The organism is Hathewaya massiliensis, from assembly GCF_902143515.1.
Classification (GTDB): Bacteria; Bacillota; Clostridia; order Clostridiales; family Clostridiaceae; genus Hathewaya; species Hathewaya massiliensis.
The window spans coordinates 132784-148515 of the sequence record NZ_CABFVD010000006.1 but is presented as its reverse complement, the minus strand read 5'-3'; the positions used below and the strand labels follow the sequence as shown (position 1 = coordinate 148515).

Sequence of the window (15732 nt, the reverse complement as noted above, 5' to 3'; positions counted from 1 at the left end):
ATGAAATTTATTTTTAAATTGTGGAAAAAGTATTCATTTACAGTATTGATTGCATTTATTTTATTAGGATTAATTGATCTAAGATTCTCATTAGTAGCTATTATTTGTATGGTAGCACCCATAATCCTATCTATATTTAGGGGAAGGTTTTGGTGTGGTAATTTATGTCCAAGAGGAAATTTTTACGATAATATAGTTTCTAAATTTAGTAATAAGAGAGAAGTGCCGAAGTTTTTAAAATCTTATTTTTTTCGAGCTTTAGTTGTAATATTTATGATGACTATGTTTACATTAGGAATTAAAGAAAATTGGGGAAATCTTTATGGTATTGGAATGGTGTTTTATAGAATTATTGTTGTAACCACAATAATAGGTATAGTATTATCACTATTCTATAACCATAGAACTTGGTGCAGTTTTTGTCCTATGGGAACTATAGCGGCAATTGTATCAAAGTTTAGCACTAATAAAAAAGTATTACAGGTATCATCTAATTGTGTTTCTTGTAAGATATGCGAAAAAAAATGTTCCCTAGGAATAGTTCCTTATTAATATAAAGGTGATTTACTTAGTCATCCTGATTGTATACAATGTGGAAAATGTGTAAGTGCATGTCCTAAAAAATCAATAGGTTATAATAAGATTAATTTAAAATAATTATAACTATTAAAAAAGAGTATACTATATAGTAATTCATTCTCTCCCTTTCATACATTATAATATATGTAATTAATAAAGTTTATTTATTAATACTTATATATTAGAAAATTGTGGAGGAAAGTAAATGACTCATCATGATGAAAATTTAAGAAATAGGTTAAAAAATATAAAATCTCTATATAAAGCATATCCAGTCTTAGAGAAAATTGATATGGATAATGATGGAATAATAAAAAGGGAAGCAATTTTTAGAATTATGCATTTTAATGAGTATGTAAAATTAACAGTGGGAACATGCCAAGGAATTTTATTTGTCATAAAAGGAACAATAAAAATACAAAAAATTAATGAAAGTGGAGATGAAACTAATCTTTATAATATAGAACAAGGAGAATTTTGCCATGAAGCCCTTAGTTGTTTATCAAGCTTAGAATCTTTAAAAATAGTAGGTAAGGCAATTCAGAACTCTGAAATATGCATAATTCCAGCTAACATAGTTGAAAAGTATCTTATGGGAGATAAAGAGTTTTTATCATATATATATAAAGACTTATATAATAAGTTAAACATTATTATAGAAAACAAAGAAAGAATAATCCATGAATCCTTAGATAAGAGACTTATAAGGTTACTTATTAATAAAGATAGTAAAGTAATTTATATAACACATAGTCAATTAGCCTTTGAAATTGATTCTGTTAGAGAGGTTGTTAGCAGGAAGCTAAAAGGAATTGAAAAGAGGGGATATATAAAATTACAAAGAGGTAAAATATCAATACTTAAGGATTTAAATGAACTATTAATAGATTAGACTAATACTTGGCATTTGTCAGGTATTTTTTTATTATAGGAAGCAATTATTATAATAATCAAACTTTGATATAAACTTTTTTAGTAATGGATAAAAATTATAAATATTGTGTAAATAAATTAAAATTGCTACAATATTACTAATAGGTAAAAAGTTATACTTTATTCATTCATATAAGTATAAATAAAGCACAATTAATTATTTTAAGGTTGGAGGCTATAAAAATGTGATTAATATTTACATTTCAGCTAATGGCGATTTATTATATTGTAAAAGAAATATTAGTGATAAAGTAGTATTTACAGAAAGTACACTAAGCTTATGAATTATAAAAAAAGGCCAGGTTATTTTGACAAAAAAATAAATGGTTATTTATATCGAAATAATATAATTTTGGAGGTCGCATATGAAATATAAAATAAAAAAAATAATAGTAATATTAGTTACTATATCAATAATAATTTTCTTATTTAGACCTACATTTACACAAAGTATCAATGGAAATAAAAGTATTAGCCAATTAAAAAATGTTAATATTGGTGGACAAAATCAAGCCCTATTGATAAGAGGACATAATAAAGATAATCCATTAGTTTTGTTTTTACATGGGGGACCTGGACTTGCTCAAATTTGTTATGGTGGAAAGTATCAGTCAAAGCTAGAAGAGGATTTTATTGTTGTGAATTGGGATCAAAGAGGATCAGGAAAATCATACTCACTTTTTATGGATAAGGAAACCTTGACCAAGGAGCAGTTAGTTAAGGATGGAATAGAGGTAATTGAATACCTATGTAAAACCTATAAAAAGGAAAAGATAATTGTTGTTGGACATTCTTGGGGCAGTGAATTAGCAATGAAAATACTGAAAGAAGATTCTTCTAAAATTTTAGCCTATGTGGGAGTTGGACAAGTTATAAGTCAAAGGGAAGGAGAGCTTATTTCATATAATTATGCTAAGGAGTTAGCTAAAGAAAATAAGGATGATAAAGCACTAAAAATATTAGAAAAAATTGGAATACCACCCTATAATGAGGTTGTAGACGGAACACTACAAAAGGAGAAAATAATATCTAAATACTCACCCATAAAGGAGGGTTTAAATATTAAAAAAGATATTGTGCTTGGGAATTTATTTTCATATGAGTGTAATGGATGGGATGGAATAAAATATGCTTTAGGTAATAAGCTTTCAGCTGATAAATTGTGGGGACAAAATCCCGATTATGATTTATTTAGTGAAATGAAAAGTGTAGCGGTTCCAGTATACTTTTGTTTGGGAAGATATGATTACACTACTCCTTCTAGTTTAGTGGAGAAATATTATAAGTTTCTGGAAGCACCTTCAAAGAAAATTATATGGTTTGAAAAATCTTCTCATTACCCTCAATATACAGAGAGTGATAAATTTAATAAAGTGTTAAAGGATATTGTAAGGTATTAATTTAAGAGAAGTGTGCGGAGATAATTGGAAATTAAAGGACTATAGGCAATCGTTTTTCTAAAAGTCGAATTATCTATTACTACAATTTTATAATTAGGATAATATGATATGGAGATGAATTTTGTAGTTATATTTATTTTATAATGATGTATTTTATATTTAATCCAACAATCAACATCTAATAATTTTTATTAAAAAGTAGTAGAATTAGTTATAGAAAAGTGATATAATTATTCCGCAACAATTCATAATAATTATAATTAGTTAATAATTATTATGAATTGTAAGCCCAATACTAAAATATAAAATAACATGTAAATATTTATCAGTACCATTTTAATTAAAATGATACCTAGTTATAAATATAAATATATTAGAATGAGTACTAATAAAATTATGAAAGGAATTTTGTCAATGAAAAAAAGAAAAAATTATAATCGACGGAATAAGGGAGCTGTTTTTATAGCATTAATTGCTATGATTTTTCAGCTTCTACCTATTTCATCTATTATGAAGGTTAAAGCTAAAGATATTACAAGTAGTTTTCCTTTTATAACCGAAGTAACTTTAACCGATGGTAAAGGACAACCTATAGAGGAATCATCAAATCCCATAAGTAAGAATGTAGAAGTTAAGCTAACTTATAAGTTTGCCATTCCTAATAAGGGTACAGTAAAAAAAGGCGATTCTTACACCATGCAAATACCAAAGGAAATAGAAATAATAAGTGAGCTAGATTTCCCTATTACCCTTGATAATGGTGACACTGTTGCAAATGTTAAGATAAATACTGATGGTAAAGTTACTATTACTTTTAATGAATTTGCAGAGAATAATTCTAATGTTTCAGGGTTCTTTTATATTAATACTCAATTTGATCCTGACCAGATAGGGGGACCTAGTCCAGTACATATAAAGTTTGAAGTTGGAGGAAATTCTTCACCTGTTGTAATTAATGTAAACTTTGAACAACCTGAAGCACCTAAGGCTTCTGTGAATAAGGAAGGAAACTATGATGCTTCTAAAAATGAAATTACTTGGAGTGTAACTCTTAATCCAGAAGAGGTTAAGGTTAATAATGCTCAAATTGTGGACAACATTCCAGGTGGCCAAGAATTTGTACCAGGTTCTGTTATGATAAATGGTGTTATTGCAAAAGGTACTGATTATAATTATGATAATAGCAGTAAAAAGCTAACTTACAATTTTCACGGTGTAATAGATACTCAGCAAACAATTACCTTTAAAACTAAGGTAATAAATCCAAAGGTTTTTGAATCTGAAGGAGCTACAGTGTATGAGTATAACAAAGCAAGCTTTAATCATGATGGAACCACTGTAGAGTCTAATGAGGCATCAGTTAAGATTGTTACAGACTTTATTAGAAAAGATGGAACCTATGATAGTAATACAAAGAGAATTAATTGGGTTATTTATGTAAACAATAATGCTCAAAGTATTCCAAATGCTGTAGTTACAGATGATATACCAAATGGATTAACTTTTATACCTAGTACTCTTAAGGTAGATGGAAAATTAACTGATGATAATTATACGCTATCTGGACAAAGGTTAACATATAGTTTTCCAAATGCTATAAATGAGCCACATAAAATAGAATTTTCAACAGAGGTAACTGATGAGGAGGCATTTAACTCTAACAAAGGAAAGACCTATAATAATAAAGTAACCTTAACTGGTGATGGTGTACCAGCCAATGCTTCAGATAATAAGGGGGTAGGGGTTCCTACTAGTATTATTAGCAAACAAGGAATAGGGTACAACAAATCTACAGGTGAAATTACTTGGAGAGTTACTGTAAATAGTAATAAAATATCTATAAAAAATGCAGTGGTTACTGATGACATAAGACTAGGACAAGAATATGTACAAGGTTCTGCTACTATAGATAAAAATACTACTGGAGGAAATTTTAATTATGTGCCTGTAACAAGCAATCCAGGAAAAACTGGAACATTAACTTATACTTTTAATGGTGATATTAATGAAACCTATGTAATAACTTTTAAAACAAAAGTAACAGATCCTAATGTATATGCAGGAAATAGAAATGAAAACTATTATAATACTGCTAAATTAAAAGGAGATAATATTATACCTTCTGAATCTCAAGGGGTGCAAAATGTACAGAGTCAAGTTATCAATAAGTCTAGCCAAGATTATAACTATGTTACAAGAGAAATTACTTGGAAGGTAGTAGTTAACAAAAACAAAATGACTCTTCCAAATGCTTATTTTATAGATGGTATAAAAGAAGGACAGGAGTTTGTAACTAATTCTATTATGCTTAATGGAAGTACAGCAGAAGCATCAAGTTATGTCTATGATACAGCTAGTAAAACTTTAAGATATAATTTCCCTAGTGAAATTAAAGATGAACAGATAATAAGTTTTAAAACTAGGATTATTGATAATTCAATATTTAATACTAATGGAGAAAAAGAATTTAGCAATACAGCAAAATTAATAACAGATTTAGTACCTGGTAGTGTAGAAAGTACGGGTACAGGAAAGATAAAAAGTACATTAATAGATAAAAAAGCTGACTATACTAGAGGAAATTCTTATATTGATTGGAACGTAACTATTAACTCTAATAAAATATTAATTAAAGATGCTGTTCTAATAGATATTCTTCAAGAAGGTCTTGAACTTGATACTAGTTCCGTAAAATTGTTTAAACAGACCTTACAACCAAATGGAATTTTGGTAAAAGGAGAAGAAGTTAATCTATACCAAAATAGTGTAAAATATAATACTTCAACAAGAGAGTTTACTTTTACATTGCCTTCTCAAATAGAAGATGCTTATGTTTTAACCTTTAGAACTGAGGTGGTAGACAAGACAAAGTCACCATTTACTAACTCTATATACTTTAAAGGAACAGGAATTACAGAATCATCAGGGTCTAGCAAGGTTGACGTTATATTCCAAGGTGCTGGTGGTGGTGGAGTTGGTGAAACTGGTAGTATTAAGGTTATAAAAGTAGATCAAAATAATGAAAACACTAAGTTAGAAGGAGCTGTATTTGAACTTCTTGATAAATATGAAAACGTTATAAAAACATCAGAACCAACAGGAGCTAATGGAGAAGTTATATTTAATAAGTTAAAGTTTGATATAGATTATTATGTTAGAGAAAAGCTTGCGCCAAAAGGATACGTTGTAAGCAATGAATTATACAAATTTCAACTTAAAAATACTGAGGATAAAAAGAATATAACTTATAATTATAAAAATAAAAAGATTACAGGAACAATTGAACTGCTTAAAACTGATGAGAATAATAATCCTCTTAAGGGAGCAGAGTTTACACTATACAATGCAGAAGGGGAAGGAATTAATACTGCTGTATCTGGAGAAGATGGAGTTGTATTATTTGAAAACGTTCTTTATGGTGAATATACTATAAAAGAAACAAAAGTTCCTGAAGGGTATTTAGCTTCAGAAGGTGTTATAAATGTATTTGTGGATAAGGACGGAGAATCGTACACTTATGAGGTAGTAAATAATAGAATTAAGGGAGTTATTATAATTACAAAAACAGATATGAAGGGAAAGCCACTGCAAGGAGCAGAATTTACTTTATATGATACAGATGGCAAAGAAGTAACTACAGTAATTTCTGATAAGGATGGAGTTGCAATTTTTAACAATGTGGATTATGGTAATTACACAATTAAAGAAACCAAGGCTCCTAAGGGGTATGTTCTTGGAAAAGAAAAACAGAAGTTAATGTTAATTCCCCAGAAACTCAAAACTTTACAATTAAGAATGAAGTTGAAAAGATTAAAGATAAGCCAGAAAATAAGCCAAAAGATAAGCCAAAAGATAAGCATAGTAATAAAGTTACTAATAATATAAAAGAAAAGATAGACAATGTTCTTCCTAAAACTGGTGTTTTATTTGACTTTAAATTTATGATTTTAATTGGAACATTAACAATACTAGGTGGTATTGGATTGTTATTAAAAAAGAAATAGGGTAATATAGTTAAAACTAATTATAAAATTAAGGATTTTAAAAGCTATGAAGAGAGCTATTTTAGCCTAAGCTTCATAGCTTTTTACAATAAAGGGGTGCTTTTATGAAGAAAAGCCATATAGGTATACTTTTAATTATAATAGGAATAAGCATAATGGGTTCTGCTATTTTTATGAGATATAACGGATATATAGAACAAAAAAAGATCATAGAGGAATTTGAAAAAACTATTATAGATCTAAATAAAGAACAACCATTAAATAGTTACAATAATGAGCAGAAAAAAAATTCATCTAATTCAACCTCTACTTCTTCAGAGATTAAAAATGCTATAGGAATTATGAAAATACCCAAAATAGATTTAAAGGTAGCAATAAGTGAGGGGGTTGATGTAAACACTCTAAAATATGCTGTAGGACATTTTACAGGCACCCCATACCCAGGAGAAAAAGGGAACAGTGCTATAGCGGGTCATAGAAGTTACACATACAATGAATACTTTAATAGATTAGATGAGGTTATAGAAGGAGACCAAATAATAATTAAAACAAAAAAAGGTGAATTTACATACAAAGTATATGAAAAATTTGTAGTTTTACCAGAAGAAGTTTCTGTTCTGAATAATACTAAGGATGCGGAACTTACCTTAATTACATGCACCCCTATTAGAGTTGCAACTCATAGATTGATTATTAAGGCTAAGATTAAGTAGTTAGTGAAGACTCTGTTGTTTGTTGCATTTCTTTTATAATAGAAACAAAGTGGTCTATTGTTTAAATAGATTATGGAGGAGAAATTTATGCTGGAAAGAAAATTTGCTAATAGGCCTGGCTGGTCAAGGATTGCAAAAAAACAATTTAAAGTTGCTTACTTTAATGAAGAAGATTTTAAAGGACATGTAGCTATTTTGAAATTAGAAAAGGTACTTAGTCCTTTAATTAAAACAATAGTAGAAAAAGAAGTATGTATTGTAGATGATGGTTATATCTGGCTGCAACATTATCCTGAAAATGCAAAATACTGTATAACAACTATGTATAATAATAAATTAGAAATAGTTCAATGGTATTTTGATATAGTAGAAAATATAGGCATTAGCAAAGAAGGTATACCATTCTTTGATGACTTGTATTTGGATATAGTTTTGCTACCTAATTGTGAGGTTTTTTTATTAGATGAAGATGAGCTTGAGAATGCATTAATTGAGAATATTATAAGCAAGGAACAATATAGCTTAGCTTATAATGAAATGAAAAATATTATGGAAAGAATAATTCTTGAAGAAGATAAACTATGTGAGTTTTGCAATAAATATTTAGAAAAGATGATTTAATCATAGTGCTTATTGCAATAAGTATTTTCTGTTTATATAGCAAAATCTTTTGAAGTCTTAAGTGGAATTGAATAATTAAGGAATTTATGGTAATATAAAATTTAATAGTATAAAGTTCATGAGAGATATATTGGAGAGTGATATTATGTGTAGATGTATTATGAAAGCTGTGGGTATTTTACTCTGTGCAAAGTCTGTAGATATGACTTTAGGCGGCAATTTGCACAGAGATAATATTTAGTCGCTTTTCTTAAGTCGTTTCATATGTTACAGGCTTTGCTTCCTTAGATTTAACAAAATATAAGGGGCTGAGCTTAATGAAATACGTAAGTGTTGACGAGATTTTACCAGATAATTTAATTAAAGAAATTCAAAAATATATACAAGGTGAATATATTTACATTCCTGTTATGCCTGAGAAAAAGAAAAAATGGGGGGAGAATACTAAAAGTAGAGAGTATTTGCTTATTAGGAATTCCGAGATACAAAGTCGTTTTATAAGTGGCGATTGTATTAGTGATTTAGCACAAGAGTTTTTTCTTTCAGAAAGTAGCATAAAGAAAATTGTATATAATAAAAATAAGTAAGTTGAAGCTACTGCTCTTATGGGTGGTAGCTTTTTAGATAATAAATAGCCCAGAAATGTTTTTTATCTTTTTATTTATTGATTATAAAGTTTAAACTAATTGTAGTAATAATTTTATAAGAAGGGTCGGATTAAGCGTGGATAAATTTGGAATCAAAGTTTTTTATTTTCATTCTATTGGACATTTGAAGGAAAATAGATAGTATTCAATAGCAGTAATCTGAATAATGTTGTTGATTAAAATAAAAAGGTGGTGTAATAATCATGGATATAAGCAAAATAGAAAGCCTTAGAATAAAAGAATTGTATAATTCAATAATTGCAGGTGATTATATTTTCATATAATTATTCTGTAAATGATGCTTTAAATAATGATTATAAGAAAAGATCCAAGAATTTGATAGTAGATGAATTTAATCCTAATGTAGTAATTTTTAAAAAAGATGAAGAAAATAAAGAGGATATAGAAACTAAAAAATCCTTAATAGAATTACGTAATGTAAAGCCTGATATGTGGATAAAACCTATGGAAGGGGCTAAAAAAGGTACTATAGACTTGCATAGATTTAACAGTAATATCTTAAATAATACTAGAAGGGTTTGGGTTTATAAACCATATGAATATGAAGAAAATAATGAGAAGAATAATCTTATTGTACTTACAGATGGTTTTATTCATGTAAATATTCTAAATATAAAAAATGTATTAGATAATCTAATAGATAAGCAACTAATCCCCAAAAGCATATGTGTTTTTGTAGATAGTAATGATAATAGATTTGAGGAGTTAACCTGTAATGAAAGTTTTACTGATTTCATAGCAACGGAAATAATTCCATGGACTTATAATAATTACAATGTAAATACCCAACCAGAAAAAACAATTATAGGTGGGGTAAGCTTAGGGGGATTGTCAGCAGCATATATAGCTCTTAAATTTCCCAATATATTTGGGAATGTACTTGCTCAATCAGGTTCCTTTTGGTGGAACGAGGAGTGGTTAATAAATAAGTATAAAAACAGTGAGTTAATGCCACTAAAGTTATACTTAAATGTCGGATTTTTAGAAGACAGACCTTACGATGATGAGCCAGTAATGAAGGAATGTATAGATAAAATGAGGGATGTTTTATTGTCTAAGGGATATAAGGTTTTTTATGAACAATTTCCATCAGGGCATGATTATCTATGTTGGGGAGAGAAGCTTGCAACAGGGCTTATTGCATTAATGGGAGAAAATTCTTTAAATGAATATAGAAATTGCTATAATTTGATTAAGGATTTAAGTTTTTCAAGTGAGAAAAAAGATTAGGTAAAATAAGTTGTTTATTAAATTTCTAGGAAGAATGAGGGTAGGAAAGTGAAGACACAAGGAAATGGGGAGTTTTTATTAAAATATTTAAAAATACAAAAAACTACTGTTGTGATGCTTATGCTAGTATCAATATTAAAGATTGTTATGAATCTTATAAATCCTCAAATAACAAGATATTTTATAGATGAAGCAGCGAAGGGTAGTGTAGGAAAAAATCTAATATATGCAGCTTTAATGTTTATCTTAATTGCAGTTTTAGCGCAGATATTCAGTGTTTTAGTGAATTATTTAGGGGAGAAGGTAGCTTGGAAGGCTACTAATGATATAAGAGTAGATTTAATCGAACATTGTATAGACTTAGATATGTCTTTTCATAAGGAGCATAGGTCAGGGGAGCTTATAGAAAGAGTAGATGGTGATGTATCTCAATTATTTTCATTATTTTCAAGTATTATGTTAAATGTAGTGAATAATTTAATACTTCTTTTAGGTGTTTTGATAATGCTTTTTAGAGAGAATATAATCGTTGGAGTTAGTTTAACTATTTTTTCAATGCTTTCCATATGGATTTTATGGATTGTAAAGTCAAAGACGGAAAAGTATTGGGTAAAAGCAAGTGAAACAAATGCTGAACTTTATGGATTCTTAGGAGAATATATTTCAAGTACAGAGGATATTGCATCTAGTGGAGCTAGAGAGTATGTAATGAAAAAATTTTATGACATGAGTAGAAGAATGTTTCCTGTAATCCGTAAGGCAGAGTTAACATGGTCTACCTTATGGTCAGTTACATTAATAATATTTGCTTTTGGAAATATTATAGCTTTTTTAATATCTATATACTTATGGAAAAAAGGTATTATAACAGTGGGTACAGCTTACTTAATATTTAATTATACTCAAACTTTAAGAAGACCTATAGAAGAAATTAGAGTAAACCTTCAAGAGTTGCAGTCAGCAGGTGCAAGTGTTGTAAGAGTAAATGATTTATTTAGAGTAGAATCAAAACTTAAATATGGAGAAGAAAAACTAGTAGAATCAAAACCTTTAGAAATAAAGCTAAATCATGTGGAGTTTCAATATGAAGAGGGCATAGATGTATTAAAAGATATTTCTATTGAAGTGTATCCGGGTAGAGTTCTTGGGGTATTAGGTCGTACTGGCAGTGGAAAAACCACATTAGCACGACTTATTGCAAGAGTATATGACGTAAAAAATGGTGAGATTTTATTAAATAATAAAAATATAAGTTCTATAAAGGAAGAGGAACTTACAAAGAGTATAGCTTATGTAACTCAAGATGTTCAAATTTTTACAGCTACTATTAGAGAGAATATAACAATGTTTAAAAAAGAGATTAAAGATGAAGAGATTATAAGTGTAATAGAGGATTTAGGTTTTAGAGAATGGTATGAGAGTTTTCCAAAGGGTTTAGATACTAAACTTGAAATGGGAAGTAAAAGTTTATCAGCTGGTGAGGCACAGTTACTTTCCTTTGTTAGGGTGTTTATTAAAAATCCAAATCTTATAATTCTTGATGAAGCAACATCTAGAATAGATTCCCTTACTGAAAAACTTATTGAAAAGGCTTTGATAAAATTTTAAAGAATAGGACATGCATAGTAATTGCCCATAGATTATCAACCTTAAATAGGGCAGATGATATTTTGATTCTTGAAAATGGGGAGATTATTGAAATTGGAGAAAAGAAGATTCTTTTAGAAAATAAAGATTCTAAATATTCTAATTTAATTCAAAATGGTATAGGGGAGGCGCTTACTTAGTGGAAAAAAAATTAAATAAAAATCATTATATGTGGAGTTTAATAAAGTATAAACCTGTTCTCTATATATTTATAATTTCCATGGAGATTGTGGGAGGGGTTATACCATTAATAGAAGGTATGATTATAAAAGAATTTTTTGATATTATGGGAGGAAAGAGTACTTTAATATTTAATTCATATGAACTAATAGTATTAATGGCAATAGCATCATTAATTCATATTTTAATAGTGAGATTATATTTTAGAAAGAGTACTTTACATAACTTTTATATAAGTACATTATTAAGAAGAAATATGCTAAATTCCATATTGAAAAAGCATGGAGGAGCGGCTATAGACAGTTCAGTAGGAGAGGCTATAAATTCTTTTAGAGATGATGTATTACAAATTAAAACAAGTATTTCTTGGCTTGCTACAGTTATAGGGCAAATTATACGTGCTTTAGGAGCTGTATTTATTTTACTTTTTATAAATATAAAGATAACATTATTAGTTTTTATACCATTAATTTTAGTAATTAAAATAGCTAAAAAGTCAGAAAAAAATATTGAATGTAATAGAGAAGAAGGAAGAAAGGCAACAGGAGCTGTTAATGGAGCCGTTGGGGAGATTTTTGACTCAATTTTATCAATTAAAGTATCAGGAGCCAAAAAGGATTTAATGAGGAGTTTAAGTAACTTGAATGAAAAAAGATATAGGACTATGATAAAAGATTCATTGGTAACTCAATTAATAGATTCAATATATAATAATGCAATAAATCTAGGAACAGGAGTAATTTTACTTTTAGGTGCAGGGGCTATAAGCACAGGTAATTTTACAGTGGGGGATTTTAGTATATTTGTATATTATTTAGCTTTTGTAACTGACAGTTTTGAGTCTTTAGGGAATTTTATTGTTTATTTTAAACAAACAAAGGTAGGATATAAAAATATATTAAGTAAAATAAATATGAAAGGAAAACCAGAGGATTTAGTAAAGCATAAAGATATATATTTAAATAAATATAATGAAGAATTTTTTCAAGATTCAATAGATAATGAAGAAATTAATAAGAAACCTGAACAAGAATTTAAAATCTTAGAAGTAGAGGGATTAACTTATTTATATGGAGGTTCAGATAAAGGAATAAAGGACATAAGCTTCACGCTGAAAAAGGGTGAAATTACAGTGATATGTGGAGGCACAGGTTCAGGAAAAACTACTTTGCTTAAGTCTTTAATAGGGTTACTTCCAATACAATCAGGTACAATTTATTGGAATGGTGAAGAAATTAAAGAGCCAAAGAATTTCTTTATTCCACCAATAAGCGCATACACCTCACAACTACCTAATCTTTTTAGTGATACTGTAAAAAATAACATACTTATGGGCCTTTCTGATAAAGATGTAGACTTACATAGAACCATAAATTCTTCTGTTTTTGAAAAAGATCTTATGGAATTAGAGAATGGGTTAGATACGATTATAGGGGCAAAAGGTACAAAGTTATCAGGTGGACAAATGCAAAGAGTTGCTGCTGCCCGTATGTTTGTAAGAAATCCTCAGTTGCTTGTTTTTGATGATATTTCTAGTGCACTTGATGTGGAGACAGAAAGATTACTTTGGACAAGGTTATTTGCTGAAGATGGAGTAAGCTGTATAATTGTATCTAATAGAAGGATTATACTTGAAAAGGCAGACAATATAATTTTTTTAAAAAATGGGGTTGTTGAATTAAAAGGAAAATTGGAGGATGTATTAAAAAGTTCTATAGAAATAGAAGAAATAATAGTTTAAGAACTAATCTTTTCAAATAATATCTATAAAAATAATATATACTATTGCTGAACTTATAAAAATCCATTACAATAGTGCATTTATAAATAAAAGAACAACATATTATTGCTAATATACTGTTAAAATATTATAATGATTATAATAAGTAATTGAAAATGAATATCTTAAACTATATGTCTACAAAAATATAAAAATGTATTTACTTTATGGAGTTAGTTCTGCAAATGATTAATTTTGATATAAATAAATTAATGTGAAAAGATTGTATGATGAGAGGTTAAAGTTTATATGGACATAAAATATAGTTCGCCATCAGCGGAAGAATATATTTCTTTGAGGATAAAAACTGGAATGGGAACAAAAGACTTGTTAAAAACAAAGATTGCTTTAAACAATTCATTGTTTATTGTTTCATTATGGGATAATGATAAATTAGTAGGTTTTGGCAGAATTGTTGGTGACGAAGGGATAACCTATGTTATTTCTGACATTATGGTGGATCCTGATTATCAAGGAAAGGGTCTAGGAAAAGTGATTATGAGGGAAATTGACTCTTATTTAAACAAAAACACAGATGAATATGCCTATGTATGTTTAATTGCAAATAAACCTGCAGATAAATTGTACTATCAATTTGGTTTTGATTATGTAGAGCCTAAGGGTTGTGGTATGAAAAGAAAACAAAATAAAGAGTAAGGGTATTTTGTATTTTGAATATATTATAAAGCTTGTAGTATCTTAAACTTAAGAACTAGATTTTTAAAATTAATATTTACAAGTAGAGGGGGATATACATGATAAACGTAATTAATAATTCTAATAATCCATATTTTAATCTTGCTCTTGAGGAATATTTCCTAAAGCATAAGGATTTAAAAGAAGATATATTAATATTGTGGCAAAATGAACCTGTTATAGTAGTTGGAAAGAATCAGAATACTTATGAGGAATTAAATCTTGAGTATGTAGATTCAAACAATATAAAAGTAGTAAGAAGGTTATCAGGAGGAGGGGCTGTATATCACGATTTTGGCAATTTAAACTTTACTGTAATTGAAAATAATGCAAGAGAACATAGAAATGATTTTACGTTTTTTTCTCTACCAGTAATATCTTGTTTAGATAAACTTGGAGTTAAGGCTACTTTTAGCGGAAGAAATGATATCTTAATAAATAATAAAAAGTTTTCAGGAAATGCACAATATTTTCATAGAGATAAATTGCTACATCATGGGACAATCTTGCTTATGAGTGATTTGACAGTGCTTTCTAAAGCCTTAAAGGTAAAAAAAGAGAAGTTCGAATCTAAGGGAATTAAATCTGTGGAGAGTAGAGTTGCAAATATAAATGATCATCTTGAAAAAAATATACCAGTAAATGAATTTAAAGAATTACTTGTACAAAGCATTTTTGAAGATAGGAATGAGAAGGTTAAAAATTATATTTTGACTGATGAAGATATTGAAAAAATAAATGAATTAGTCGAAACTAAATATAGCACTTGGGAATGGAATTTCGGAAATTCACCTAAATTTAATTATAAGAAAGAAATGAGATTTAAAGCAGGAACTGTATCTGTAAATATGAATGTGGTTGATGGAGTTATAAAGAATTTTAAAGTATACGGTGATTTCTTTGAGGAAAAGCCTGTAGGAGAATTGGAGAAGTTCTTTATTGATAAAAGATTTGATATATTAGAGATAAAGGATATTATAAAAAATATCGGAATATCTAATTACATTTTAAATGTAAGTGATGAGGACTTTATAAAATTATTTATGTAAAGTCTAGAAAACTTTTATTATTTATATCTATTTATTATACAGAATTATAGATTTAAGCAAAAAGTACCCCCCATGGGTTTCAACATGGGGGGGTTAATAATCTGAAGGGGCTGTGCGCTAATAAATTTACGTACAATATATTAATTTGCAAATTTAAAATTAGCAGGATATATTGTGGTGTTTATTATTAATGCGACAGCCTCTTATACTTTGTTATTTAGAAGTATAAGGA

12 protein-coding genes and 1 pseudogene are annotated in these 15732 nt (G+C 28.2%); all 13 read left to right on the top strand.

The window, feature by feature from the left end; genetic code table 11:
- The 13 genes and pseudogenes from FNZ64_RS11800 (at nt 1) to lplA (ending at nt 15500) form a co-directional block, all read left to right on the top strand.
- Nucleotides 1–657 (top strand): annotated as a pseudogene (locus tag FNZ64_RS11800) (4Fe-4S binding protein).
- 127 nt (nt 658–784) lie between these two features.
- Nucleotides 785–1471, top strand: a complete 687-nt coding sequence (locus tag FNZ64_RS11795; RefSeq protein ID WP_142415120.1) for a Crp/Fnr family transcriptional regulator — start codon at nt 785–787, stop codon at nt 1469–1471.
- Between the two features lie 406 nt (nt 1472–1877).
- Nucleotides 1878–2912 carry an alpha/beta fold hydrolase gene (locus FNZ64_RS11790; RefSeq protein ID WP_142415118.1) on the top strand — a complete coding sequence of 345 codons (1035 nt, stop codon included), beginning with the start codon at nt 1878–1880 and terminating at the stop codon, nt 2910–2912.
- Nucleotides 2913–3326: 414 nt separating this feature from the next.
- Nucleotides 3327–6797, top strand: a complete 3471-nt coding sequence (locus FNZ64_RS11785; protein WP_185903765.1) for a collagen binding domain-containing protein — start codon at nt 3327–3329, stop codon at nt 6795–6797.
- Entirely contained in the window at nt 6701–6916 is a 216-nt protein-coding gene (locus tag FNZ64_RS15145) for a hypothetical protein (protein ID WP_185903770.1), read from the top strand. The genes FNZ64_RS11785 and FNZ64_RS15145 overlap by 97 nt, the downstream gene beginning before the upstream one ends.
- A 104-nt stretch (nt 6917–7020) precedes the next feature.
- Entirely contained in the window at nt 7021–7629 is a 609-nt protein-coding gene (locus FNZ64_RS11780) for a class D sortase (RefSeq protein ID WP_142415115.1), read from the top strand.
- 87 nt (nt 7630–7716) lie between these two features.
- Complete coding sequence (locus FNZ64_RS11775) at nt 7717–8250, top strand: ribonuclease FAU-1 family protein (RefSeq protein WP_185903764.1); 534 nt, start codon at nt 7717–7719, stop codon at nt 8248–8250.
- Nucleotides 8251–8567: 317 nt separating this feature from the next.
- Nucleotides 8568–8837, top strand: coding sequence for a CD3324 family protein (locus FNZ64_RS11770; protein WP_142415111.1), 270 nt, complete (start codon nt 8568–8570; stop codon nt 8835–8837).
- 324 nt (nt 8838–9161) lie between these two features.
- Entirely contained in the window at nt 9162–10148 is a 987-nt protein-coding gene (locus tag FNZ64_RS11765) for an alpha/beta hydrolase (RefSeq protein WP_142415109.1), read from the top strand.
- A gap of 48 nt (nt 10149–10196) precedes the next feature.
- Nucleotides 10197–11756 carry an ABC transporter ATP-binding protein gene (locus FNZ64_RS11760; protein ID WP_207705526.1) on the top strand — a complete coding sequence of 520 codons (1560 nt, stop codon included), beginning with the start codon at nt 10197–10199 and terminating at the stop codon, nt 11754–11756.
- A 178-nt stretch (nt 11757–11934) separates the two neighbouring features.
- On the top strand, nt 11935–13716 hold the full coding sequence (locus FNZ64_RS11755; protein ID WP_142415107.1) for an ATP-binding cassette domain-containing protein: 1782 nt from the start codon (nt 11935–11937) through the stop codon (nt 13714–13716).
- A gap of 333 nt (nt 13717–14049) precedes the next feature.
- Nucleotides 14050–14412, top strand: a complete 363-nt coding sequence (locus FNZ64_RS11750) for a GNAT family N-acetyltransferase (protein WP_243129263.1) — start codon at nt 14050–14052, stop codon at nt 14410–14412.
- Nucleotides 14413–14510: 98 nt separating this feature from the next.
- Nucleotides 14511–15500, top strand: a complete 990-nt coding sequence (lplA, locus tag FNZ64_RS11745; protein ID WP_142415105.1) for a lipoate--protein ligase — start codon at nt 14511–14513, stop codon at nt 15498–15500.
- Nucleotides 15501–15732 lie beyond the last annotated feature (232 nt).

Bases quoted from the DNA above. Each gene is read 5' to 3' on its own strand.
- FNZ64_RS11785 (WP_185903765.1), top strand. From the start codon at position 3,327: ATGAAAAAAAGAAAAAATTATAATCGACGGAATAAGGGAGCTGTTTTT.
- FNZ64_RS11790 (WP_142415118.1), top strand. From the start codon at position 1,878: ATGAAATATAAAATAAAAAAAATAATAGTAATATTAGTTACTATATCA.
- FNZ64_RS11775 (WP_185903764.1), top strand. From the start codon at position 7,717: ATGCTGGAAAGAAAATTTGCTAATAGGCCTGGCTGGTCAAGGATTGCA.
- FNZ64_RS11795 (WP_142415120.1), top strand. From the start codon at position 785: ATGACTCATCATGATGAAAATTTAAGAAATAGGTTAAAAAATATAAAA.
- lplA (WP_142415105.1), top strand. From the start codon at position 14,511: ATGATAAACGTAATTAATAATTCTAATAATCCATATTTTAATCTTGCT.
- FNZ64_RS11780 (WP_142415115.1), top strand. From the start codon at position 7,021: ATGAAGAAAAGCCATATAGGTATACTTTTAATTATAATAGGAATAAGC.
- FNZ64_RS11770 (WP_142415111.1), top strand. From the start codon at position 8,568: ATGAAATACGTAAGTGTTGACGAGATTTTACCAGATAATTTAATTAAA.